Raw genomic sequence first — 22,779 nt, 5'->3', positions numbered from 1 at the left:
ATGAGTTCACTAGATCAAGGCGCGCCGCTCGATGTCGCGGCCGCAGGAGGGATCGGCGCGAAGCGCGGCGCCACGCTGGCATTACTCGCCTTTGCACAGCTTATCATCTCCCTCGACCTCAACATCGTCTTCGTGGCGTTGCCAGAGATCGGCGCGGGGCTGGGCTTTTCCGGCCAGACCCTGCAATGGGTGGTGAGCGCCTACACCGTCTTCACCGGCGGCTTTCTGCTGTTCGGCGGCCGCGCCGCCGACCTCGTCGGTCAGCGCCGCGTCTTCATCTTCGCGCTCTGGCTCTATGCGTTGTCATCGCTGCTTGGCGGCCTCGCCTGGTCGCCCGGGGTCATCATCGCCGCGCGTGCCGTTCAAGGCATCGGTGCCGCCTTCCTGTTTCCGGCGACATTGTCGCTGATCAATCGGCTGTTCGCCGAGGGGCCGGAGCGCAATCGGGCGCTCGCGGTGTGGGGCGGCGCCGGGGCAAGCGGCCTGACGCTCGGCTCATTGGCGGGAGGATTCCTGACCAGCGCCTTCGGCTGGCCGGCCGTATTCTACGTAAATGTGGCGCTCGCCGGGACCGCCATCGCCGCCGCCTTTGCCGTCATCCCGCGCGATCCGAAGCGGCACGAGCACCGCAATTTCGATCTGCCGGGCGCGCTGACCGTCACGGCCGGCGCCACGCTGCTGGTCTTCACGCTGGTTCAGGGACCGGACTATGGCTGGACTTCACCGGTGATCGTCGCCAGCGCCCTGCTAGCGGCCCTCTTGCTGATCGTCTTCACCGTTATCGAGGCAAGGAGCGACGACCCGCTGGTGCCGCTGCGCCTGTTCCACAACCGCAGCCTCGTCGCCAGCCTGACGATTACCTTCCTCTACATGGCGACGTTCGGAGCCCTGCCCTATTTCCTCACTGTCCTGTTGCAGACCGTGCATGGCTTTACCGCTTTGGAGACCGGCCTGGCCTTTCTGGTGCCATCGATCGCCATCGCCACCGGTACGCAGCTCGGCGAACGCCTGGCGACGCGTTTTTCGACACGCTCGACCTTGGTCGGCGGCATGATCACGGGCGTTGCCGGCACAGCGCTGATGGTTCTTGGCGCGTCAGCCGAAAGCAGCTACGCGGCGCTCGTTCCCGGCCTGATCATCTCCGGTGCCGGGCAGGGCATCGTCTGGACGGCCATGTGGATAGCGGCCGCTTCGGGTGTCGCGCATGACGAGCAAGGTGTTGCCTCGGGGATGGCCTGCACGACGCTCAACATCGGCAACGCGATCGGCATGGCGACGTTGATCGCGATCGCCAACAGCCATGTCGGCGGGCTGACAGGCGAAGCGCTGAAGACCGCGATTGCCGACGGCATACAGGTCGCCTTCTGGCTGGCGGCGGCGGGCATCGTTGTCAGCCTGCTTGCCGCGTTCGCTTTGCCGGGAAAGGGGAAGCAGCCGGCAACCGGGTGACGCCGCTCAGTTCACCCGGCTGATGCAGAAATCGATGACGTCGATCAGCGCCGATTTCTGCGGCGTCGCTTCCAGCGGCGCCAGCGCGTCGCGGGCGATCTCGCCGAAATGGCGGGCGCGCCCGATCGTGTCGGCGATGGCGCCGTGGCGGGTCATCAGGCCGGTCGCTTTTTCCAGGCCAGCGTCATCGGTGACGTTGTCCTCGATGGCACGCTTCCAGAAAGTGCGCTCGGCCTTGGTGCCGCGCCGGTAGGCGAGAATGACCGGCAAGGTCACCTTGCCTTCGCGGAAATCGTCGCCGACATTCTTGCCGAGGTCCTTGCTGGTCCCGCCATAATCCAGCGCGTCATCGATCAGCTGGAAGGCCAGGCCGAGATTCATGCCATAGGAGCGCAGCGCGGCACGATCGTTGCGCGTCGCCTGGGCAATGACGGGCCCGACCTCGGCAGCAGCCGAAAAAAGTGCGGCGGTCTTGGCCTTGATAACGGCGAAATGCTCGTCCTCGGTGGTTTCGAGGTTCTTGGCGGCGGCGAGCTGCATGACCTCGCCCTCGGCTATGATCGAGGCAGCACTCGACAGGATGTCGAGCGCTTCGAGCGAGCCGACATCGACCATCATGCGGAAGGCCTGGCCGAGCAGGAAGTCGCCGACCAGCACGCTCGCCTGGTTGCCCCAGATCATGCGGGCGGTCTTCTTGCCGCGGCGCATGCCGCTCTCGTCGACGACATCGTCGTGCAGCAGCGTCGCCGTGTGCATGAATTCGACAGAGGTGGCGAGCTTGACGTGGCCCTCGCCCGTATAGCCGAACATCTGGGCTGCGGCGAGCGTCAGCATCGGCCGCAGCCGTTTGCCGCCGGACGAGATCAGATGGTTGGCGACCTCCGGGATCATTTCGACGTCGGAGCCGGCCTTGGACAGGATCAATTCATTGACGCGCCCCATATCGGCCGCTGTCAGATCGATCAGATCCTTGATGGAGGCGGGTTCCCGCTTCCCGTTTTCGATGTTGAGAACGACACCCACAACAATCACTCCCGTCTTGGTATAACGCGTGCGACGGCACCCTTAGTCCCTGTATGGACTCTAGGGCGGCGGACATGGCCACGGCAAGTGGCGAATTGGCGCGGCGGCGGCGACAGAATGTCAACGAGCCCAGGGGAGCGGCTCTGCCTCGGAATCCCCTGCCCGTTTACATCAATAGCGCAAACTGCGAGTTTCATACGATGATAGAACTTGTCCGCACCAACGATGCCGTGATCATCTCCTTTGTCGAATCGCTGATGCGCGACGCCGGCATCGCCTGCTTTGTCGCCGATCAGAATATGAGCATTCTCGAAGGGTCGATCGGTCTTTTGCAGAAGCGCGTCATGGTCGACGCCGACCAGGCCGACGCGGCACGGCGCATCCTGACGGATGCCGGCATCGCCAACGAAATCCGCGGAAAATAATGTCCGCCGTGCCCGCCGCCCTTGTCCCGGACACGCCGGCCCATACGGTCGACGCTTTCCATCGCGGCCGGTTCTGGCTCGTGCAACCCAAACATGGCGGTCATCGCGCCGGCATGGATGCGATGATGCTGGCGGCATCCGTGCCGTCTTCCTTTGGCGGGCGGCTCGCCGATTTCGGTGCCGGAGCGGGGGCCGCCGGCCTGGCGGTGCTGTCGCGCTGCCCGGCCGCCGAGGCGGTGCTTGTCGAACGCGCGCCGGAAATGGCGGCCTTCGCGGCGGCCACCCTTGCCCATCCCGGCAATGCCCATCTCAGCGATCGAGCATCCGTGCTCATCGCCGATGTCACCGTGTCGGGCCGGACGCGGGTAGCCGCCGGCCTCGCCGACAATGATTTCGACTTCGTCATCATGAACCCGCCTTTCAACGCCGCACGGGACCGCGCCACGCCGGATCGGCTGCGAAAGGAAGCCCATGTCATGGACGACGGGCTGTTCGAGAGCTGGATCCGCAGTGCGGCGGCGGTGGTCAGGCCGCGCGGCGGGCTTGCCGTGATCGCTCGCGCCGAACAGCTCGGCCCCATTCTCGATGCGATCGCAGGGCGCTTCGGCGATGCCGAGATGCTTGCCGTCCACCCTCGCCCAGACGCGGCGGCGATCCGCATTGTCGTGCGGGCAGCGCTCGGGGCGCGAGGCAAGCTTGCCATCCGCCCTCCTTTGATGCTGCACGCGCAGTCCGGCAACGGCCCCGACGAGCGCAGCGAAATGATCACCAACGGCCTCGCCTCGCTGTTCGGAGATTGAGCTATTCTGGCCGGCCACATTGCCGTTGGCCGGGAAATCCCTACATGCCTGCAACCCATCGACCGGAGACCGCGCCCTCGTGAAACGACTTATCAACCGCCTGCTGCCGAAATCCTGGCGCTCCACCGTCGTCACCATTCCGGTCATCCGGCTGCACGGCACCATCATGGCAGGCGGTGGCCAGTTCCGGCCGAGCCTGTCGCTGGCCTCCACCGCCGGCCTCATCGAGAAGGCGTTCTCCTACGACGCGCCGGCGGTCGCCATCTCGATCAATTCGCCCGGCGGCTCGCCGGTGCAGTCGCGGCTGATCTTCAAGCGCATCCGTGACCTGGCAACGGAAAAGAACAAAAAGGTGCTGGTCTTCGTCGAGGACGTCGCGGCATCGGGCGGCTACATGATCGCGGTCGCCGGCGACGAAATCTTCGCCGATCCGTCCTCCATCGTCGGTTCGATCGGCGTGGTCTCGGCCTCGTTCGGCTTCCCGGAACTGATGAAGAAGATCGGCATCGAGCGCCGTGTCCACACCGCCGGCCAGAACAAGGCGGTGCTGGATCCGTTCAAGCCCGAGAAGAAGGAAGACGTCGAACGCCTGAAGGCGCTGCAGCTCGAGGTGCACGCAACCTTCATCGATCTCGTCAAGGAACGGCGCGGCACGAAACTGAAAGATGATCCGGACCTGTTCACCGGCCTGTTCTGGACCGGCATCAAGGGCCTTGAACTCGGCCTGGTCGATGCGCTCGGCGACATGCGCACGGTACTCAAGACCCGTTTCGGGGCAAAAACCCAGCTCAGGCTGATCACGGCGCCGCGCGGTTTCCTCAGCCGCTTCGGCCTGTTCGGCTCAAGCAAGGGTTTTTCAGCGCCCGATATCGCCGCGGCTGCCGCCAGCGGCGTGATCGATGCGGCGGAAGAGCGCGCATTGTGGGCACGCTTCGGGCTTTGAAAACCCGGCAAAACCGTCTAGCATGAGAGACTTGAAGTCTCGTGCATGTCGCCCAAAACCGGATCCACTTTTGGGCGACATGCATCAACCGACCCGACCGGCCGCCTTCGCCGGCCCAGCGTGGGAGGAGTTTTGGTATGCCGCAGATCATTTTCTTCACCGTCGTTGGCGTCGCCGCCTATTTCGGCTACCGCACCTTCATCCGCGAAGCCGAACGCGTGACCGCCAAGGTGCGGCGCACCGAAAAGCAGGCGGCCAACGGCGCGATCGGAACGCTGGTCAAGGATCCTAAGACCGGCGAATACCGGCTGGCCAAGGACTGAGCATCATTTCGCAGACCATTGTGGACACCGACATCGGGTCGCGAAGCTGGCACGCACACGCCAAAATCAATCTTGCGCTGCATGTCACCGGCAGGCGTCCTGACGGATATCATCTGATCGAAAGCCTGGCGGTGTTCACGCGATTTGGCGACAGGGTCGAAATCGCGCTCGCCGACAGCGATGAGTTTACCGTGTCCGGCCGTTACGCCCCGGCCGTTCCTCTCGATGCCAGCAATCTGGTGCTCAAAGCGCGCGATGCCCTGAGACAGGCAGTCGGGCACGAGAGAACACCGCCGGTCGCTATCCGGCTGGAAAAGAACCTGCCTGTTGCCTCCGGCGTCGGTGGCGGTTCGAGCGACGCGGCGACCGTGCTGCGCGGGCTGGTGGAGACATGGGCCCTGGACATCGACGGCAGCGAGCTGGCGCGGATCGGCATCTCGCTCGGCGCCGATGTTCCGATGTGCCTGGCGGCAAAGCCGCTGGTTGCGCGCGGCATTGGTGATGAGCTGTCGATGGTGCCGGATTTTTCGGCGCTGGGGCTGGTGCTGGTCAATCCAGGCACGCCGGTCTCGACGGCCGAGGTCTTCGCAGCGCTTGCCCGTCGCGACAATGAGGCACTGCCGCCGCTGCCGCGCAGCATCGATTTCCACAGCCTGCGCAACTGGCTGGAGATCACCCGCAACGATCTCGAGCCCGCCGCGCTGGCGATGCAACCCGCGATCGGCAGGGCGCTTTCCTGGCTGAACAAGGCTGGATCGGGGTTCTCGCGGATGTCGGGATCCGGGGCGACATGCTTCGGCCTGTTCGAAACCGGCAATGTCGCCAAGCGCGCCGCCGCCGAAATCCGCGGCCGCCAGCCCGACTGGTTCGTCGCGGCGACGCGCAGCATCGCATCGGAGGGCGCTGATGGCCAGAATTGACGAGAGCCGTTCCTTCATCCCAATACGCATTGCGGTGCTGACCGTTTCCGACACACGCAGCCTCGCCGACGACAAATCCGGCCAGACGCTGGCCGATCGCATCTCTGAAGCCGGCCACATCCTGGCCGCCCGCGATATCGTCACCGACGACCGCGAGAAAATCCGCGACAAGGTTCTGGCGTGGTCGCGCGACAAAGATATCGATGTTGTCATCACCACCGGCGGCACTGGCTTCACCGGCCGCGACGTGACGCCGGAGGCGCTGGGCCCGATCTTCGAAAAGCGCATGGACGGCTTTTCGGAAGTGTTCCACCGCATCTCCTACGACAAGATCGGCACCTCGACGATCCAGAGCCGGGCAACCGGCGGCGTCGTCAACGCCACCTTCGTCTTCGTGCTGCCGGGTTCGCCAGGCGCCTGCAAGGACGCCTGGGACGGCATCCTGAAAGCGCAGCTCGACTACCGGCACATGCCGTGCAACTTCGTCGAGATCATGCCGCGCCTGGACGAGCATTTGCGGCGCGGCAAACCGGCTCCGTAAAAGCCAAGGCAAGCGTCGCTCTCAGCGAATGACCGGCTCGCCATGAAACCGCCGGCGCGACGGCGGCGACACGCCGAAGCCGACTTCCATCATCAGCCGCGGCGTGCGTGCCGGCACGGTGCCCATATGGAAGCCAAAGGGGTCCTCGACGAAGCCGAGACCGGCCTCGCCGGTCAGCGTCATCGGGCTCTGCTCGCCATAGACATCCAGCACCTGTTGCGCGGGGTGGCCAACCAGAAGCGTGAGCTGATGCTTGAGGCTGCGGCGCTTGTGGCTGCCCCTGACATAGACATGCGGACCGGTGTCGGCGTCGACTGGCTTGAGGTAGAAGAAGAATTTCAGCATGCGCCAATCATCGAGGTCGAAATGATACTTGCCAAGCGAGGCGAGATTCTTGTCGGCATCCGAAGCGGCACCCGTGGGAAAACTCCACCAGACGCGTGTCGTGATCAGTTTCGCCTGGCCGCCGAGATAGTGCGCGGCAATATCCAGAAGCAACGGATCGCGCTGGATGGCAAGCGCCGCCGGGCAGTCGAGGATGCGCTCGAAAAAATGCCCGCTGAGCAGCGAGCGGCCAAGGCGCTTCTCAGCCTCGGCATGTTCCCCCGGCATGAATTCGAGACGGCGGTCGAAATTGCCGAAGCAAGGCGTGCGCCCGGCGAAGTCGGCGATCCCTTCATGGATATCAGGCGGCAGGACCAGGCCTGAAAACAGCCCGTCGGAGCGCAGCGCATCGACGACCGCTCCCCGTTCTACACCGGCAAACATCGTATCCCCGGCATTGTCGACCGGAGGGGCGCGCTTTGCGCCGAGCCAATGCATGCGGCGTCCGGGCATGGTGCGCGCCAGCACGAACATCGGCAGCCAGGCAGGGTTCTCACGCAGATCCGTCAGATAGGTTGGAATACGCACGGCGATGCGCCGCAGCAGGCTGCCGTTGCGCGCAATAGCCTCGAGACTGGCCGCGCCGGACGTGTCGGGGATTGAAAGCTTCATTGGGTCCTCGGCTATGAGAGCGCCACCGATGCCGCATCGGTGCTCACCTCTCGGCATGACCCAAACCCAATTCACCCGCGTAAACCGGAAGCTAATCCCGCGTCAGATTTTGTGCAATGCACAATGGGGAGAGCAGCTGCAAAAACATCATTTCGGGGAGCGATGCTTCTGCTTTACCGGCGCCACCCAGATTTCGGCGTCGAGCCGCTTTGTCGCGAGGCCGCGGGCGATGGCCTCGGCGCTGCCGGCACTCTTGGCCACGGCCGCGGCCTGACGCTTGCTGATCAGCAATCCGTCGGCCAGAGCGCGGTTTGCGGAGAAGACACGAGCCAGGAACGGGGTGCGGCTGCCGCGCGCCCGCGAAAACCGTGCCGCCATGGTTTGCCTGGCTGTGTGGTCGACAACCGCCTCGATCCAGCCCTCCACCAGCCGCGCGCCCGGCTCCAGCAGCAGCAGCCAATCCCCCTTGGCCTGGCGGATGCCGGCAGCGACACCGCCCGTCACATACTGACAGCCGGCATGCTCGGCCACACGATGCGTCTGGTCGGTGGAGCCCGTGTCGCAGATGATGACTTCACGCACCACGCCCTCGACCGCTCCGCCAATCAGCGAGGCGAGCGTGCGGGCGAGGCCCTCCTCGTCATTGCGGGTTTCGATGAGAACACTGAGCATCCTTAGCCGAATAGCGGAAAGCGCCGGACAGCGCCAGTTTTGCATCGCACCATAAAAAGTTCTTGCTTTGTTCTCATCAACGAAATAGGAATAATTTCATGAGCAGAGCGATTCGACACAACATGGACAGTCCCTGGGAGCGGGCGAAAATGGAACAGATCGTGCGCGCCGACATTGCGGCTTTCGGAGCAGGAAGAGCCGAGATGGCCAATGCGATGGTCGAGCAGAGTGGCATGCGTGTCCGCCCGGACCGCAACCGCGGCAGGTCGGCTGGCATCAATCCGTCCGGCCGGTTCGAGCCGGTCAGCCGGCACGTGTTCGACGATGGCTGGAATTCGCTGGAAGAACTGCCGCCTTTCAAGACCGAAGTGCAGGTCGAGAAGCCGCGCACCATCATCACACGCAACGAATCGCCCGACATTTCCTTCGACCGTTCCATCAACCCCTATCGCGGCTGCGAGCACGGCTGCGTCTATTGCTTTGCCCGCCCGACGCACGCGTTCATGGGCCTGTCGCCGGGTCTGGATTTCGAATCGAAGCTGTTCGCCAAGCCTGATGCGGCGCGCCTGCTCGACAAGGAGCTTTCGAAGGACAGCTACCAGCCGCGCACGATCGCCATCGGCACCAACACCGACCCCTACCAGCCGATCGAGAAGCAATACCGGATTATGCGCGAAATCCTCGAAGTGCTGGAAGCGCGCGGCCATCCGGTCGGCATCGTAACAAAGTCCGCTCTGGTGACGCGCGATATCGATATCCTGTCGCGCATGGCCGAGCGCGGGCTCGCCAAGGTGGCGCTGTCGGTGACGACGCTCGACCGTATGCTGGCGCGCACCATGGAGCCGCGCGCGTCGACGCCGACCAAGCGGCTGGAGGCGATCCGGCAGCTTTCGGATGCCGGCATTCCGGCGTCGGTCATGGTGGCGCCGATCATTCCGGGCCTGACCGATCCGGAGATGGAACGCATCCTCGATTCCGCACGCGCCGCCGGTGCGCGCGAGGCGGGCTACGTGATCCTGCGCCTTCCGCTGGAGGTCAGCCCGATCTTCAAGGACTGGCTGCTGCGCCACTATCCGGACCGCTACCGCCATGTGATGTCGCTGATCCGCTCGATGCGCGACGGCAAGGACTACGATTCGGAATGGGGCAAGCGCATGAAGGGCGCAGGTCCCTATGCCTGGCAGATCGGCCGGCGCTTCGAGATCACAGCCAAGCGGCTCGGCCTCAATGCCGAACGGCGCACGCTGCGGACCGACCAGTTCGTTGCCGCCGGGAAAGACCAGGTGCAGCTGACGCTGCTTTGAAGAGACAATTCGTCGCGGTGGTTTGATCCGTCGCAGCTTGAAGTTTTTGTTTTATGCATGTCGTCCTCCCAAAACCGCCAAACACTTTAGGGGCGACATGCATTGGAATCCCGTCCGGCCTGCCCCGGCCTGCAGACGGTGCCCTCCCGGTCCGGCGCCCCACCCGACCGGAGGGACTTGCGGAGAATCGGAGCCGATGCGAACCTCGCCGCAACATGGCTCGCGCGCGTTCTGATTCTCCGCCTCTCTTTGAGATCATCGAGAAGCCCGACTTCTCCTTCGAGACGAAGGCGATGGCGGAGGGCCTGTGGCCGGTCGCCGGGATGGACGAGGCCGGTCGTGGCCCCCTGGCCGGGCCGGTGGTCGCCGCGGCGGTTGTGCTCGATCCCGCCAACATTCCCGACGGCCTCGACGATTCCAAACGCCTCAGCCACTTGCAGCGTGAAGCCTTGTTCCTGCGAATTCTCGGCTCCGCCCAGGCGGTCTCGATGGCCTCCATCAGCGCCGAGGGCATCGACGGCAGCAACATCCTCAAGGCAAGCCTGGAAGCCATGCGCCGCGCCCTGGTAGGGCTCTCGGTCCGACCGAAGCTCGCGCTGGCCGACGGACGCGACGTGCCACCGGGGCTGCCTTGTGAAGGGCGCGCACTGATCAAGGGCGACCAGCGTTCGCAATCGATCGCCGCCGCCTCGATCGTCGCCAAGGTGATGCGCGACCGCATGATGTGCGGGTGCGGCAACCATCACGACCGCTATGGGTTCGAAGTCCATATGGGCTACGCCACGGTCCGCCATCGCACGGCGATCGAGGCGCATGGTCCGGTGGCGCGGCTGCACCGCGTGTCGTTTGCGCCGTTTCGGCTGGGTGGCGTTGAGGCTGTCGAGGAAGAGAGCTTCGCTGGGCTGGAGTGAGCTGACGGCGGGGTAGCGGTCAGGCGAAAGCATGCGAGAGGAAGAACGGCGTTCTATCATCCACTCACTGGTTGAGTTGGATCGGCCGGTTGCTGAGCTTGAAATGCTTCTAGCGACGCTTCCCTGGGACTATCCAAAACCGCTCGTCAGGCTGACCTACGATCACATTCGTAGCGTTCTCTTGCGTTTTCTGGCCGAGAACCTTGACGCGAAGGACGTACAGGAATGGGCCGATCTTGTTGAGATCCGCGATGACATCGAGTTCGCGGACGAGCGAACGCAAGAGGTAATCCACATGCTGTCGACGCCGCAGATTCACTTTCCTATCGACGACCAACTCGCGCAGCTTCTGCTCTCGCCATTTTCAAACTGACCCACCACCGACGGCGGAGTTGCCAATCTCCCCCACGAGGGGGAAGATCGGCAGCTTCGACGTCGCGCCCAGCACCCAACAAAAAAGCCGCCAGGTTGCCCAGGCGGCTTGATGTCTGCGATTAAATCAACCGCTTAGTTCAGCTTCGACTTCACGTCCACAAGCGAAGCCTTGAACAGATCTGCACCGGCCTTGGCGTCGATCTTGCCGGCGAGCAGCGCGCGCGCTGCCTCGACGGCGATGTCGACGGCGCTGGCGCGGACTTCGCTGATGGCGTCACGCTCGGCTTGGCCGATCTTCTGTTCGGCAAGCGCGGTGCGCCTGACGACGTAGTCCTCGGTCTTCTTGTGCGCGTCGGCGGCAAGCATGTCGGCTTCACGCTTGGCGGCGGCGACGATGTCGGCGGCCTCCTGCTCGGCTTCCTTGCGCTTGCGCTGATACTGGCCGAGCAGTTGCTGCGCCTCCTCGCGCAGCCGGCGTGCCTCGTCCAGCTCATTGCTGATCCTGGCGGCGCGGGCGTCGAGCGCCTTGGCGATCATGCCAGGCACCTTGATGTAGACGGCAACGCCGAGGAAGATGATCAGGGCTATCGTGGCCCAGAGCGTCGCGAGAGATGTGTAATCCATGATGCGCTCCTCACCGGGCCACGGATTTGACCGCGGCCGCGATCTCGGCCTTGCTGGCCTTGCCGCCAACCAGAGCCTCGACGATCGCCGAAGCGGTGTCCTCGGCGATGCTGCCGACTTCCTTCATGGCATTGGCCTTGATGGAAGAAATGCGGGCTTCGGCTTCGCCAAGCTTCGCGTCGAGCGCGGCCTCGACCTTCTTGCGAGCGGTGTCGGCCTCGGCCTTGGCCGCGTCGTTGGCCTGCTGGCCAATCGCGTTGGCATTGGTCTTGGCTTCCGCCAGTTCCTGCTCGTAGGCAGCAACGGCGGCGTCGGCCTCGCCCTTCAACTTGGCCGCCTGGTCGAGATCCTGCGTGATGCGATCGTTGCGGACATCGATGATGCCGCCGACGCGCGGCATCACCACCCGCTTCAGGAAGAGATAGAACAGGCCGAAGGTGATCGCCAGCCATAGAAGCTGCGACGGGAACGTCGCCGGATCGAATGGCGGAAACGTGCCATGCGCTTCAGCAGGCACGCTGGTGCCGGAATGCGTTTCGCCTTCCGTCGCAGCGTGGCTGGTATCGGCTGATGGCGCGGACTCTTGCGCAAAGGCAGATGTCACGAACATGGACTATCCCCGAAATTCAGGCCCGCCGCTTGCGCGGCCGGCCTGTCCAATCTTCCCGAGTGCTCAGCCGAACAGGGCCAGAAGCGCGATGAGAAGCGAGAAGATGCCCAGAGCTTCGGTCACGGCGAAGCCGAAGATCAGACGGCCGAACTGGCCATCGGCAGCCGACGGGTTGCGCAGTGCGCCCGCCAGGTAGCTGCCGAAGATGTTGCCGAGGCCAATGCCCGCGCCACCCATGCCCAGGCAAGCGATGCCGGCGCCGATGTACTTTGCTGCTTCTGCGTCCATTTGTTCAACTCCTTTGGATCTAAAATTCCGTTGCGATTCCATCCGGCGCCAATGCTGGAAATTCTTGGGCCGGAAACTTTTGGACCTAGTGCCCGGGGTGCAGGGCGTCGTTGAGATACATGCAGGTCAACACGGCAAAGACGTAGGCCTGCAGGAAGGCGACAAGCAGTTCCAGTGCCGTCAGCGCCACCGCCATCGCCAGAGGCAGGATCGAGCCGGCGACGCCAACCGCGCCGAGCGCGCTCAGGCTGACGACGAAGCCGGAGAACACCTTCAGCGTGATGTGGCCGGCGAGCATGTTGGCGAACAGACGAACCGAGAGGCTGACCGGGCGCGACACGAAGGAGATCACTTCGATCAGCACCACCAGCGGCAGCAGGAAGACCGGCACGCCATGCGGCACGAACAGTTTCAGGAAGCCAAGACCATGCTTCATGAAGCCGTAGACGACCACGGTTGCGATCACCAGCACGGCAAGGCCGAAGGTGACGATGATGTGGCTGGTGACGGTGAAGAAATAGGGGAACAGGCCGAGCAGGTTGGCGACGAGCACGAACATGAACAGCGAGAACACGAGAGGGAAGAACTTCATGCCTTGGGTGCCCGCGGCGTCGCGCAACATGTTGCCGACGAACTCATAGGCCATCTCGGAGACCGACTGAAGCCGCCCGGGAACCAGGCTGCGGCTCGACGTCGTGAGAAACAGAAATCCAGCCGCGACGATCACGGTTGCGACCATGAACAGCGCCGAATTGGTGAAAGACAGGTCATAGCCGCCGATGTCGATCGGAATCAGCTTGTTGATATGGAACTGGTGGATCGGATCGACCTTGTCAGCTGCCACGTTCAAACCCCGTCAATGCCACGTACGGCCTCGTTACCATTACCGCACATGAAGCGCGGTCATTTCTTGTCGTCTTGGTCACGGCGCGATTTATCGCCCTGTCCAAATTCTGCCACAACGCCGGCGGAACGCATCACATTGAGCACTCCGGCGCCAAAACCAAGCAGCAGAAACACGATCAGACCCCATGGCGATGTCCCCGCCAGACGGTCGATGATCCAGCCGATGCCGGCACCCACCACCACCCCGGCGATAAATTCGCTGGAGAGTTTGAGCGCCTGACCATAACCGGCCACACTGCCCGCTTTCGCGTCGTCTTTCCCCTCGAGCCGGCCCGGCCGCCTTGTCGCAAGCGAAGCTTCAAGGTCACGGCGGCGGCGCTCAAGATCGTCGTCGCGGATGTCTGGTTCATGCTGATTGCCGCGGCCGGTTTCTCCGGTTCCGTCTGGCCCATTCTTGTCGGCCATCGCAACCCCCTGCCCGGTCAGACCGTCACCGTCCGTCCGCTTCTAAAGTCGCCGGCAACATAGTTAGAGGGTTTGCGCCCGTCAAGCCACGGGCGGAAGTTCATTGCCATGTATTTTAGGCAATGAAATCAATGGATTACAGAGGTGCGACATCGTGCCCGCCATGATGACGAGGATGCATGGCGCGAATCCCCCGCGCAATGGCTCTTTGATCGGCTGCGCGCCACATCAAAGATCAGCGGCTGCTCCGCACTCAGCTCCAGCCGCCGCCATAGGTCCGATAGAAGATATGCAGGCCGATCTTGGTCATCTTCTGCATCGTGCGCGCCCAGCCGGGATGGACATATTGCGCATAGTAATGGGTCGACGATCCGACCTCCGGGATGAAGATCTTACCGGCAGTGACAGCCATGGCGATCTCCTGGGCGGTCTTGTAGGCAGCTGGACTATCGATGCGCTTCTTCCTGCCGTCGCAGGCGAAGGAGAACTGGCAACGGTTGAACCAGCTGTCGTTTTGGTAGACGACGCCGCAGATCGAATTCGGATAGGTCGGATTGCGGACGCGGTTGAGGATGACCTGGGCGACGGCGGCCTGGCCGCGCACGGATTCGCTCCTCGCCTCGAAATAGATGCCGTTGGCAAGGCATGCCTGCTCCTTCTTGGAGAAGACACTCGCCGGCAGCGGATTCTGGATCCACGAATGATCGCCCTTGGCCATCGGCGGAATGAAGCGGCCCTCATTGGGCTGCTCGTCCTGAAGCAGGGCCTCGAAGGGCGATGCCTTGGCATAATCAGGCTCGGACTGCGCATAGGCGGTCGCCAGCACGTCCGGATGGTCATTGTTGACCAGCGCTGCCAGCATGGCCGGCATGCCGGGATCCGGCTTCTTGTCCTCGCGCGCATGGAATGCCGCGGCGATCTGAATTTCCTTGCCTTTGATCTGCGGCTTGGCGAAAGCCATTTTCAGGCCGCTGTCCATGCTGGGCCGCAGCAAGGAGGAGGTGCGCTCGAAGATCGAGCCAGCGTTGAAGTTCTTCGGCGGCGCCACGGGAGACATCTGGACGATGCGCCCTTTCTTCTCGGCGCGCACGACGCGGTCCTCATCTGATGTGGCGCTGACCTTGCCGCCCTTGCCGCGAAACGACACGCTGCCGACACCGGCCAGGTGGACGCCCGATCCGGAAATGGAGCCGGTGACATCGGAATCGACAAACGGCATCTCGGCCGCATGGGTCGAGCCGGCGACGGATTTCTCGACATAGGAATTCCAGCGCGTGCTCGATGCTTCGAGGCCGGAAACCAGGCTCGTCATGTCCTGATAGGCGGCGACGGTCGGAAAGCCGATCCAGATGCCGAGACCGATGACGAGCGGACCCAGAAAGTCACGTTTTCTCTCACCGGCGGCGGCAACCAGCCGCTTCAACACACGTCGATGCACGGAACTCTCTCCAGGAACGCTACAGACCCCACTGGAGAGCAAAATGATGCATTAACCTTGATGGGACGTTAACGGGTTCGATCGGGTTTTCCCGGTCGGCCCGAGGTCGTGGTTGCGAAGTCGGGCGATTTTGCGGCCGACCATTCAGGCCGGGCGCAGGAAGATCGGCCGGGCGATCAGCGCGCAGATGGCGGCCGCCAGCCAGACGCCGGACCAAGACCAGAGATGCAAGAGCCCCGGAATGGCCACCGGCACCAGGAAGAAGCCAACGAAAACAAAGGTGTTGGCAAGGCTGAGCGCGGTTCCGACGTGGCCGGCGCCGGCAAGGGTAGCAAGCTCGGTGTAGGCGACGCCGTGCCAGGCGGAGACCGAGATGCCTGCGGCAATTAGCACGACTGGAAGGACCGCCAACCAGATGAGCTGACCGCCCGGAGCGGTTGGGCCGAACAGGACCAGCAGCCAAAGCACGGCGAAGGCAAGGGCGCTGAACGCGCTGCACAAGCGAAGAACTTGGCGGCGATTGCCGTGACGGTCGGTGAAGCGGCCGCTCCAGATGCGCATGACCATGGCGCCGATCTGAACGGCGGCGAGGCTCGCGCTGATTGCCGCCGTTCCCAAGCCAACGAAGTCGTGCAGGAACACGGAGGCGAAGGTGAGCACGGCCACCTGCGGAAAGCAGAGCAGGCCGATGGCGGTCGCGATACGCCAGACATCGCGATTGCGCAGCGGCGTCGGCCCGGCCACAGCCGAAGCGAGATGGCCCTCGCCCGCAGTCGGCGGCTCGTGCAGCCAGCGCCAGGCGAACAGGGCAGACAGAGCGGATGCGCCCGCCAGAACCCCGAACACCGCGGCAAAGCCGAAAGCCAGGGCAAGCGAGGGCAGCACGAGCGCGCCAAGGCCGCCGCCGAGCGGCACCGCCGTCTGCCTGATGCTCATGGCGAAGCCGCGCTCGTTTTCCCGAAACCAGCCCATGATGGCGCGGCCGCTCGAACCGTTGACGCTGCCGCCGAGCAATCCGGTGATGAGCAGGCTCGCTGACAGCAGCGTGATGCCGGGGATACCGGTCCTTGTCGGCACGACCAGCATCGCCATGACCAGGAGCCACGCCGCCGTCGCGCCGAGCCCGATCAGAAGCACGCGGCGATCGCCCCAGCGATCGGTGAGCAAGCCCCAGGGCAGTTCGCTGAGCGCGACCCCCAGCCCGAGAAGGCCGAGCGCCAGGCCGAGCTCGGCATTGCCCAGGTGATAGCCCTGGCGAAGAACGACCGCCGTCGCCGGGATGCCGGAGAACGCAGCCGAGAAGGCGGCATTGGCGGCAACGCCGATGCCCAGGACTTTCCAGCGATGGCCCGGCTTGAACACTCTCCCGGCGGGACCGGTATCTTCCAAGAGTTCCGACTGCTGCCGGTCGGTGCAATTGACAATGGCGGACATGATTTCATTTCCCGTGCTGGCCAGTGGTCCGGCCTTGACGAGTTGTCCCTACCGCCATAATTTCATCCCGAAAATAAGGAAGTTTTGAACTTACAATCCTGAAAATCGGGACTTACACATGCGGCGCGTAACTTTCGACCTCGACGTCCTGCGCAGTTTCGTCACCGGCATGGAACTGGGCAGCTTTGCCAAGGCGGCTGACCGGCTTGGCCGGTCGACTTCGGCGGTCAGTGCGCAATTGAAGAAACTGGAAGAACAGGCGGCGACGCCGATCTTCCGCAAATCAGGACGCGGCCTCGCTTTGACCGAGGCCGGCGAGACCATGCTCGGCTATGCGCGCCGGCTGATCGAATTGAATGACGAGGCGGCATCCGCCATCCACGACGTCGAGTTGGAAGGCTGGGTACGGCTCGGCTTGCAGGAAGATTTCGGCGAGGCGGTGCTGCCGGACGTGCTCGGCCGCTTCGCTCGGGCACACCCCAAGGTGAAGATCGAAGCCAGGATCGCACGCAGCCACGACCTTGCCGAAAGGGTCATGTCAGGCAGCCTCGACATCGCGCTCGCCTGGCACTGCGGCGAAACGCTGCCCTACAGCGAGCATGTCGCCGATGTGCCGATGCGTTGGATCGGGCCGGCAAAGCGCATCGAGACCAGCCTGCGCGACGGTGAGCCGCTGCCGCTGGTGGCGCTCGAAGCGCCATGCCTTCTGCGCACGGTGACAACCGAAACGCTCGACCGCGCCGGGCTGTCGTGGCGGATGGCCTTTTCCAGCCCGAGCCTTGGCGGCATCTGGGCAGCCGTGGCGGCGGGGCTGGGGCTGACGATCCGCACCGACATCGGCCTGCCGGCCAGCGTCAGCGCGATGACGCCGGAGATCGCCGGGCTGCCGGCACTGCCCAAAATGGCGTTGTTCCTGCATCGCAAGGACGCCGACGCCGAGCCGGTGGCGGCCCGCCTCGCCGAGATCCTGCTGGATGCAGCGCGGCAAGCGTTGCCTGAAAATGCGCGGGCCAGCGACGGCGACCTGCGCAATGTGGCGTGATCATGCAGCGCCAGCAGGCGCCGACAATCAGCTGCGTTTCTTGCTCGCCCGGCCGGCGAACGGATTGTCCGACGTGCGCAGCGCGATGCGGATCGGCACGCCGGGCATGTCGAAGGCTTCGCGCAGGCTGTTGGAGAGATAGCGGACATAGGATTGCGGCATCGCATCGGGCCGCGAGCACTGGACAACGAAACCCGGCGGCCGGGTCTTGGCTTGGGTGACGTATTTGACCTTCAGCCGGCGCCCGGCCACGGCAGGCGGCGGATGGTGTGCCAGGATGCCTTCCAGCCAGCGGTTGAGCTTGCCGGTCGAGACGCGGCTGTTCCACACCTTGTGCGTCCTGATGACGGCATCCATCAGCTTGTCGAGGCCGCGCCCGGTCTCGCCGGAGACAGGCACGGCCTGGAGGCCGCGCGCCTGCGGAAGCAGCCGTTCCGTCTTCTCGCGCAGTTCGGCAAGAAGCTCCTGTGGATGGTCGATCAGATCCCATTTGTTGAAGGCGATCACCGGCGCCCGGCCTTCCCTGATGATCAGGTCGGCGATCTGCAGATCCTGCTTCTCGAAGGGAATGGTGGCGTCGAGGACGATGATGACGATCTCGGCGAAGCGGATGGCGCGCAGGCCGTCCTGCACCGACATCACTTCCAGCTTTTCGTGAATCCTGGCTTTGCGGCGCATGCCGGCCGTGTCGAACAGTTTCAGGCGGCGGCCATGCCAATCCCAATCGACCGAGATCGAATCACGGGTGATGCCGGCTTCCGGTCCGGTGAGCAGCCGCTCTTCGCCGATCAGCGCGTTGATCAGCGTCGACTTGCCGGCATTGGGACGGCCGACGACGGCGATGCGCATCGGCTTGGTGTCGTCATAGGTGTGCTCGGCATCCGGATCGGCGATATCCTCGCCGATCAGCACCTCGCCGGCAGCGACGTCTTCGTCTTCGCCATCTTCTTCTTCGCCGAAGGCGCGCGCTTCGCCGAGCGCGCCGATCACGGCGTCGCGCAGGTCGGGCATGCCCTGGCCATGTTCGGCCGAAACCGGGATCGGTTCGCCAAGGCCGAGCTCCCAGGCTTCCAGCATGCCGCCCTGGGCGCCCTTCGCCTCGGCCTTGTTGGCGACCAGCACCACCGGTTTGCCGGACTTGCGCACGATCTCGGCGAAGGTCCTGTCGTCAGGCAACAGGCCGGACTTGGCGTCGATGGTGAAGAAGATCAGGTCGGCCTCGCGGATGGCGATCTCGGTCTGCGCACGCATGCGGCCGGGCAAGGTCGAGGCACCAGCATCCTCGAAGCCGGCGGTGTCGATGACATCGAAATGCAGGTCGTAAAGCTTGGCCGCATGGACGCGACGGTCGCGGGTAACGCCCGGCGTGTCGTCGACAAGCGCCAGCTTCCTTCCCACCAGCCGATTGAAAAGAGTCGATTTGCCGACGTTAGGTCTGCCGATGATGGCGACTTTGAAGGTCACGACGCACTGCCCGACCCGCGGATCAGCTCGGACATCAACGTTGCGCGCTCGCGGGTGTTGCGCGGGGCGCCGTCGTCGGCGGCGATCTGGTCGAACAGTTTCAGCGCATCCTGGGTCTTGCCTTCCTTCCACGCGGAAAGGCCGAGTGCCTCGCGCGCGGTGTGGCGCAGCGTGTTGGTGTCGGATGTCAGCGCTTCGACACGGCTGGAGACATCGGCGAAGGAGCCATGGTCGACCAGCAGGAGTGCTGCCCGCAGACGCGCCATGTCGCGAATGCCCTGGGGAATGGCCGTGTCGGCGGCGACTTCGTCGAAATCCTTGACGGCGGCGGGGACGTCACCCTTGTTCGCCTTGACCGTCGCGCCGCGCATGCGGGCGAGCAGCGGATAAGCGCCGTAGCCATCCTTCTCCAACTGATCGAGCGCGGTCAGCGCCTCATCGTTCTTGCCGTCATTGGCAAGTTTCAGCGCCTGCGAGAACGCGTCGCCGGAGCGGTTGGCGCGCGTCTCGTCCCAATAGCGGTAGCCGACGAAGGCAGCGGTGCCGAGCACCACGAGGATCGCAACGACAATCAGGGCTGGGCCAAAACGGTCCCACAGCGCCTGCGCCTGTTCGCGACGGATCTCGTCATTGACTTCACGGATAAAACTGTCGTCGGACATCAAATCAAACCATTCCTGCCCGGTCGGGCTTTGTCAGCCCGCGTTTTAGCGAAATTTTGTCGGCATGGAAGGGGTTCAACCGGAAAATCGGCTATTCCCGAGGTGAGCAGCCCAAAAGGCCCACCGCACCCGCGCCACATTTAGGCGATAGCCGGCCTGCAGACGTTCCCCGAGTGAAGATCAGATTGCCTATGCTTCGTCCGCTCCGCGTTGTTGCGTTTTCGCTTGCGGCATTCGCCACTGCCGGTGGGGCTTTGGCCGATCCGCCAGCGCCGGCAAAGCCGAAACAGGTCGTCATCATTTCATTCGACAGCGCGCGCGACATTTCGCAGTGGAAACGCAGCCGGGCACTGGCTCAGCGTACCGGCGCGCATTTCACCTATTTTCTGTCCTGTGTCTTCCTGCTATCGCCGGAAACACGCAAGGAATACACCGCACCCGGCAAAAGCGCCGGCAAATCCAATATCGGCTTTGCCGCCTCGAAACAGGAAGTCACCGAGCGGCTCGAACAGATCGGGCTTGCCGCGCATGAAGGCCACGACATCGCCAGCCATGGCTGCGGCCATTTCGATGGCAAGGACTGGAGCAAGGCCGACTGGCTGAAAGAGTTCGGTTCGTTCGAGCACATTCTCGAGAACGCATATGCGATCAACGGCATCGCGCCCGAACCCCGGGGCTGGCGCGATCTCGCGCGGCATGCGATTGTCGGTTTTCGCGCGCCGTATCTGTCGACTGGCAAGGCGCTTTACGAGGCGCTGCCGGCCGCCGGCTATCAATTCGACGCCAGCGGCGTCTCGCAGGGTCCTGCCCGACCGGCGGCCAGCAACGGCATCATGCACTTTTCGCTGCCGCAGATTCCGGAAGGACCGAAGTCACGGCCGGTGATCGCCATGGACTACAATCTTTATGTCAGACATTCCGGCGGCTTCGAGCGGCCAAGCCAGGCGGACGAGTTCGCCAACCGGACTTATGACGCCTTTCGCGCCGCCTTCGACAGGCAGTATGCGGGAAAACGCATTCCGCTGGAACTCGGCTTCCACTTCGCGCTGATGAATGACGGCGCCTATTGGAACGCACTGGAGCGCTTTGCCGGCGACGTTTGCGTCAGGCAGGATGTCGAATGCATCAGTTTTCGCGACTATGTTTCGCGCCAGGATGTTTCCCAGAAGCAGGTTTCGGTCGGCGGCTGAGCCGCCAACCCGATTCGATCTCTAGACTTCGGTTTTAGGCAGGATCCTCGGCGCCCTGTCTTGCCAGGTAGCGCTGGTCTATATCCGGCAACGGCTCGCCTTGCAGCGTCGCCTCGAAGGCGCGCAGGCGCTTGTGGACCGATTGCAGCTCGACGATGGTCGACCAGGAGGTGAGCAGAAACTGCAGCGAACCGGTCACCTTGCCGAATGCGTTCGAAATCTGGTTCAGCGCGCCGAACGTTATCTTGTGCGCTACCAGCGAGGGGCCGAGGATCAGCAGCGAGAAAATGTTGTCGGCCTGCAGGTAGGTGTAACGGACGACGTTGAAATAGATGTAGTGGAAATAGAGCCTGAAATAATTGTGACGAACATTCTCGAATAGCTCGGCGGTGGTGGCCGGCTGCGCCCGGTCCGCGTGATCTTCGCCGTAGACGAGTTCCTTGCGGTAGGCGGCTTCGACACGCTGGTTGCGGAACTGCAGCCCTGGAAGTTTCAGACCGGCAACCATGACCGAGATCGTCCCGAACAGACACCAGGCAAGGGCTGCGACCACCAATGGCTGCGGGATCGCGCCGATAATCGGCAACTCGGTGATATGGGCCTGCAACTGGATCATGACCGGCAGGAATGCGATCAAGGTCATGATCGACTGGACGAAGCTGGAGCCGAGATCTTCCATGATCTGCGAGAACCGCATCGTGTCTTCCTGGATACGCTGCGAGGCACCCTCGATATGGCGTAGCCTGCCCCAGTTCTCGACGAAGTAGTTGTTCATCGCCGTGCGCCAGCGGAAGATCCAGTGGCTGACGATGAAGGCATTGACCACCTGCACATTCATGCCGACCAGCGCCAACCATGAAAAATCAGCCAATCCGATGTAAAATTCGCCGTTGGTCGACTTTCCCGTCCCGGACATCAGTCCTTGGACATAATCGAAGAACGGCCCGTACCAAGCGTTGACGGCGACGCTGACCTGCACATTGAAATAGATGAAGAACAGGATGACCGCGGTCATCAGGATCGACCAGCGCTGCCACGGATGCGGCGAATACCAGCTCCAGAATGCGTAGAAGACGAGCACGCAGAACGCGAAATAGAGATAGAACCAGAGGAACGGCTTCGATACGAGGATGGCGATGCCGATGATGGGCGGCGCGCCGGCCGCGGCGGGCGGCAACCCGAAAACCGCACCTAATTGTTCACCACCGAAGAACCAGAACAGGATCGCCGCAAGGCTCCAGACGGCGGCCGAAGTGAAGAACAGCTTCGGCTGCGGGAAAAAGGATACGAACACTGTGGCGAATTCCTCGATCTAGGCGCAAATCAGCTGACGACAGCGGGCATAAAGTCACACATTAGTGGGAAAGAAAATGCCCGTGCCCGATGCCCGGCACAGCAAGCCCACAATCATGGCGATTTTGGCGCAGCCGACCATGTGATGGCGCCGGAGACGACCAGCACGATTGCGGCGGTGATCGAGGCGAGGAAGAAATCGCCCGACATTTGCGCCAGAAACCCGGCGGCGACCGGACCGATGATCTGGCCAAGGCCGAACGCAGCCGTCATCAGGGCGAAGATCCGACGCGGCGCGCTTGGCGCCTGCTGCCGGGCGGCCTGCAGGCCAAATGCGGTGATGGCAATGAAGGTGCCGCCGAGCAGCACGCCGGCAAGCAGCGGCCCGGTGGCCCCGCCGATGGCGACGCTGGCGGTGACGCCGGCAACTTCGATGAAGCACGCCAGCGCATAGGCGGCATAGAGGCCGGTCCGCGCCGCGATCTTCTGCCAGAGCCAGACCGAGGGAAGGCCCGCAAGACCGGCGACCATCCACACCATGGCTTCGAAGACGCGGCTGCCGCCGCCTTGCCGGACGATCGCGACCAGGAATGTCGCCGTCACCACATAGCCAAAGCCGAACAGGCCGTAGGCGGTGATAACCTTGACCAACGACCGGTCCATCCGCAGTGCCGGCTCGCGGGCGACTTCGCCGTTGCCGAGCGGACCCTCGTTGACCAACAGAGCCACGAGGACGAAACC

The 22,779-nt window shown here is 63.6% G+C and carries 26 protein-coding genes; 12 read left to right on the top strand and 14 right to left on the bottom strand.

The annotated features are described in order from the left end of the window. Entirely contained in the window at nucleotides 1–1,449 is a 1,449-nt protein-coding gene (locus EOA16_RS08120; RefSeq protein ID WP_127257014.1) for an MFS transporter, read from the top strand. Nucleotides 1,450–1,455: 6 nt separating this feature from the next. On the opposite strand, the gene EOA16_RS08115 is transcribed toward EOA16_RS08120, so the two are convergent. Further along, a complete protein-coding gene (locus EOA16_RS08115; protein ID WP_127257013.1) occupies nucleotides 1,456–2,472 on the bottom strand; it encodes a polyprenyl synthetase family protein in 1,017 nt (338 codons plus the stop codon). A gap of 200 nt (nucleotides 2,473–2,672) precedes the next feature. Here EOA16_RS08115 and EOA16_RS08110 point away from each other — a divergent pair, with 200 nt between their 5' ends. The 6 genes from EOA16_RS08110 to moaB all read left to right on the top strand — a co-directional run bounded on the left by EOA16_RS08110 (nucleotide 2,673) and on the right by moaB (nucleotide 6,424). Beyond that, nucleotides 2,673–2,897, top strand: a complete 225-nt coding sequence (locus EOA16_RS08110) for a DUF2007 domain-containing protein (protein ID WP_127257011.1) — start codon at nucleotides 2,673–2,675, stop codon at nucleotides 2,895–2,897. Further along, nucleotides 2,897–3,697, top strand: a complete 801-nt coding sequence (locus EOA16_RS08105) for a methyltransferase (protein WP_127257009.1) — start codon at nucleotides 2,897–2,899, stop codon at nucleotides 3,695–3,697. The genes EOA16_RS08110 and EOA16_RS08105 overlap by 1 nt, the downstream gene beginning before the upstream one ends. Before the next feature lie 79 nt (nucleotides 3,698–3,776). After that, nucleotides 3,777–4,640, top strand: a complete 864-nt coding sequence (locus EOA16_RS08100) for a S49 family peptidase (RefSeq protein WP_127257008.1) — start codon at nucleotides 3,777–3,779, stop codon at nucleotides 4,638–4,640. A gap of 137 nt (nucleotides 4,641–4,777) precedes the next feature. Next, entirely contained in the window at nucleotides 4,778–4,963 is a 186-nt protein-coding gene (locus EOA16_RS08095) for a hypothetical protein (protein ID WP_056581167.1), read from the top strand. Between the two features lie 20 nt (nucleotides 4,964–4,983). Continuing rightward, nucleotides 4,984–5,883 carry a 4-(cytidine 5'-diphospho)-2-C-methyl-D-erythritol kinase gene (locus EOA16_RS08090; protein WP_127257006.1) on the top strand — a complete coding sequence of 300 codons (900 nt, stop codon included), beginning with the start codon at nucleotides 4,984–4,986 and terminating at the stop codon, nucleotides 5,881–5,883. Beyond that, nucleotides 5,870–6,424, top strand: a complete 555-nt coding sequence (moaB, locus tag EOA16_RS08085; protein WP_127257005.1) for a molybdenum cofactor biosynthesis protein B — start codon at nucleotides 5,870–5,872, stop codon at nucleotides 6,422–6,424. The genes EOA16_RS08090 and moaB overlap by 14 nt, the downstream gene beginning before the upstream one ends. A gap of 21 nt (nucleotides 6,425–6,445) precedes the next feature. Here moaB and EOA16_RS08080 read toward each other — a convergent pair whose 3' ends face one another. Together EOA16_RS08080 and EOA16_RS08075 are read right to left on the bottom strand one after the other, a co-directional pair. Next, a complete protein-coding gene (locus EOA16_RS08080; protein WP_127257003.1) occupies nucleotides 6,446–7,420 on the bottom strand; it encodes a hypothetical protein in 975 nt (324 codons plus the stop codon). 147 nt (nucleotides 7,421–7,567) lie between these two features. Then, nucleotides 7,568–8,092, bottom strand: a complete 525-nt coding sequence (locus tag EOA16_RS08075) for a glycosyltransferase (protein WP_127257002.1) — start codon at nucleotides 8,090–8,092, stop codon at nucleotides 7,568–7,570. A 149-nt stretch (nucleotides 8,093–8,241) separates the two neighbouring features. Between EOA16_RS08075 and EOA16_RS08070 the strand changes: the two genes are divergently transcribed. From EOA16_RS08070 to EOA16_RS08060, 3 genes are all read left to right on the top strand, one after another. Further along, nucleotides 8,242–9,396, top strand: a complete 1,155-nt coding sequence (locus EOA16_RS08070; RefSeq protein ID WP_127257410.1) for a PA0069 family radical SAM protein — start codon at nucleotides 8,242–8,244, stop codon at nucleotides 9,394–9,396. Between the two features lie 215 nt (nucleotides 9,397–9,611). Further along, nucleotides 9,612–10,307: a ribonuclease HII gene (locus tag EOA16_RS08065; protein ID WP_127257000.1), complete on the top strand. Its 696-nt coding sequence runs from the start codon at nucleotides 9,612–9,614 to the stop codon at nucleotides 10,305–10,307. Nucleotides 10,308–10,338: 31 nt separating this feature from the next. Further along, entirely contained in the window at nucleotides 10,339–10,680 is a 342-nt protein-coding gene (locus tag EOA16_RS08060) for a hypothetical protein (RefSeq protein ID WP_127256998.1), read from the top strand. A gap of 134 nt (nucleotides 10,681–10,814) precedes the next feature. Here the strand turns inward: EOA16_RS08060 and EOA16_RS08055 are convergent, their stop codons facing one another. From EOA16_RS08055 to EOA16_RS08025, 7 genes are all read right to left on the bottom strand, one after another. Further along, nucleotides 10,815–11,306 (bottom strand): F0F1 ATP synthase subunit B, encoded by a 492-nt coding sequence (locus tag EOA16_RS08055; protein ID WP_127256997.1) that lies wholly within the window; start codon nucleotides 11,304–11,306, stop codon nucleotides 10,815–10,817. A gap of 10 nt (nucleotides 11,307–11,316) precedes the next feature. Continuing rightward, nucleotides 11,317–11,916, bottom strand: a complete 600-nt coding sequence (locus EOA16_RS08050; protein WP_127256995.1) for a F0F1 ATP synthase subunit B — start codon at nucleotides 11,914–11,916, stop codon at nucleotides 11,317–11,319. Nucleotides 11,917–11,979: 63 nt separating this feature from the next. Next, on the bottom strand, nucleotides 11,980–12,204 hold the full coding sequence (locus tag EOA16_RS08045) for a F0F1 ATP synthase subunit C (RefSeq protein WP_006206606.1): 225 nt from the start codon (nucleotides 12,202–12,204) through the stop codon (nucleotides 11,980–11,982). A gap of 85 nt (nucleotides 12,205–12,289) precedes the next feature. Then, nucleotides 12,290–13,048 carry a F0F1 ATP synthase subunit A gene (locus tag EOA16_RS08040; RefSeq protein WP_013532843.1) on the bottom strand — a complete coding sequence of 253 codons (759 nt, stop codon included), beginning with the start codon at nucleotides 13,046–13,048 and terminating at the stop codon, nucleotides 12,290–12,292. A gap of 59 nt (nucleotides 13,049–13,107) precedes the next feature. After that, the gene (locus tag EOA16_RS08035) at nucleotides 13,108–13,515 is read right to left on the bottom strand and encodes an AtpZ/AtpI family protein (protein WP_127256993.1); all 408 of its coding nucleotides are present in this window, start codon (nucleotides 13,513–13,515) and stop codon (nucleotides 13,108–13,110) included. Between the two features lie 253 nt (nucleotides 13,516–13,768). Then, nucleotides 13,769–14,953 carry a cell wall hydrolase gene (locus EOA16_RS08030; RefSeq protein ID WP_127256991.1) on the bottom strand — a complete coding sequence of 395 codons (1,185 nt, stop codon included), beginning with the start codon at nucleotides 14,951–14,953 and terminating at the stop codon, nucleotides 13,769–13,771. Nucleotides 14,954–15,097: 144 nt separating this feature from the next. Continuing rightward, nucleotides 15,098–16,387, bottom strand: a complete 1,290-nt coding sequence (locus EOA16_RS08025) for an MFS transporter (protein ID WP_127256989.1) — start codon at nucleotides 16,385–16,387, stop codon at nucleotides 15,098–15,100. Between the two features lie 118 nt (nucleotides 16,388–16,505). On the opposite strand from EOA16_RS08025, the gene EOA16_RS08020 reads away from it, so the two are divergent. Continuing rightward, nucleotides 16,506–17,429: a LysR substrate-binding domain-containing protein gene (locus EOA16_RS08020; protein WP_127256987.1), complete on the top strand. Its 924-nt coding sequence runs from the start codon at nucleotides 16,506–16,508 to the stop codon at nucleotides 17,427–17,429. 27 nt (nucleotides 17,430–17,456) lie between these two features. On the opposite strand, the gene der is transcribed toward EOA16_RS08020, so the two are convergent. Further along, nucleotides 17,457–18,893, bottom strand: coding sequence for a ribosome biogenesis GTPase Der (gene der / locus EOA16_RS08015; RefSeq protein ID WP_127256985.1), 1,437 nt, complete (start codon nucleotides 18,891–18,893; stop codon nucleotides 17,457–17,459). After that, complete coding sequence (locus EOA16_RS08010; RefSeq protein ID WP_023808683.1) at nucleotides 18,890–19,555, bottom strand: tetratricopeptide repeat protein; 666 nt, start codon at nucleotides 19,553–19,555, stop codon at nucleotides 18,890–18,892. The genes der and EOA16_RS08010 overlap by 4 nt, the downstream gene beginning before the upstream one ends. Before the next feature lie 191 nt (nucleotides 19,556–19,746). On the opposite strand from EOA16_RS08010, the gene EOA16_RS08005 reads away from it, so the two are divergent. Beyond that, nucleotides 19,747–20,745 carry a polysaccharide deacetylase gene (locus tag EOA16_RS08005; RefSeq protein WP_127256983.1) on the top strand — a complete coding sequence of 333 codons (999 nt, stop codon included), beginning with the start codon at nucleotides 19,747–19,749 and terminating at the stop codon, nucleotides 20,743–20,745. 34 nt (nucleotides 20,746–20,779) lie between these two features. Here EOA16_RS08005 and sbmA read toward each other — a convergent pair whose 3' ends face one another. Beyond that, nucleotides 20,780–22,039 carry a peptide antibiotic transporter SbmA gene (gene sbmA, locus EOA16_RS08000; RefSeq protein WP_127256981.1) on the bottom strand — a complete coding sequence of 420 codons (1,260 nt, stop codon included), beginning with the start codon at nucleotides 22,037–22,039 and terminating at the stop codon, nucleotides 20,780–20,782. A gap of 113 nt (nucleotides 22,040–22,152) precedes the next feature. Continuing rightward, on the bottom strand, nucleotides 22,153–22,779 hold a 627-nt coding region (locus tag EOA16_RS07995), incomplete at its 5' end, for a YbfB/YjiJ family MFS transporter (protein WP_127256980.1).

Origin of the sequence: Mesorhizobium sp. M7A.F.Ca.US.008.03.1.1, assembly GCF_003997495.1 — a bacterium.
In the GTDB taxonomy this organism is placed as follows: Bacteria; Pseudomonadota; Alphaproteobacteria; order Rhizobiales; family Rhizobiaceae; genus Mesorhizobium.
This window is presented reverse-complemented; position numbering and strand designations above follow the sequence as displayed.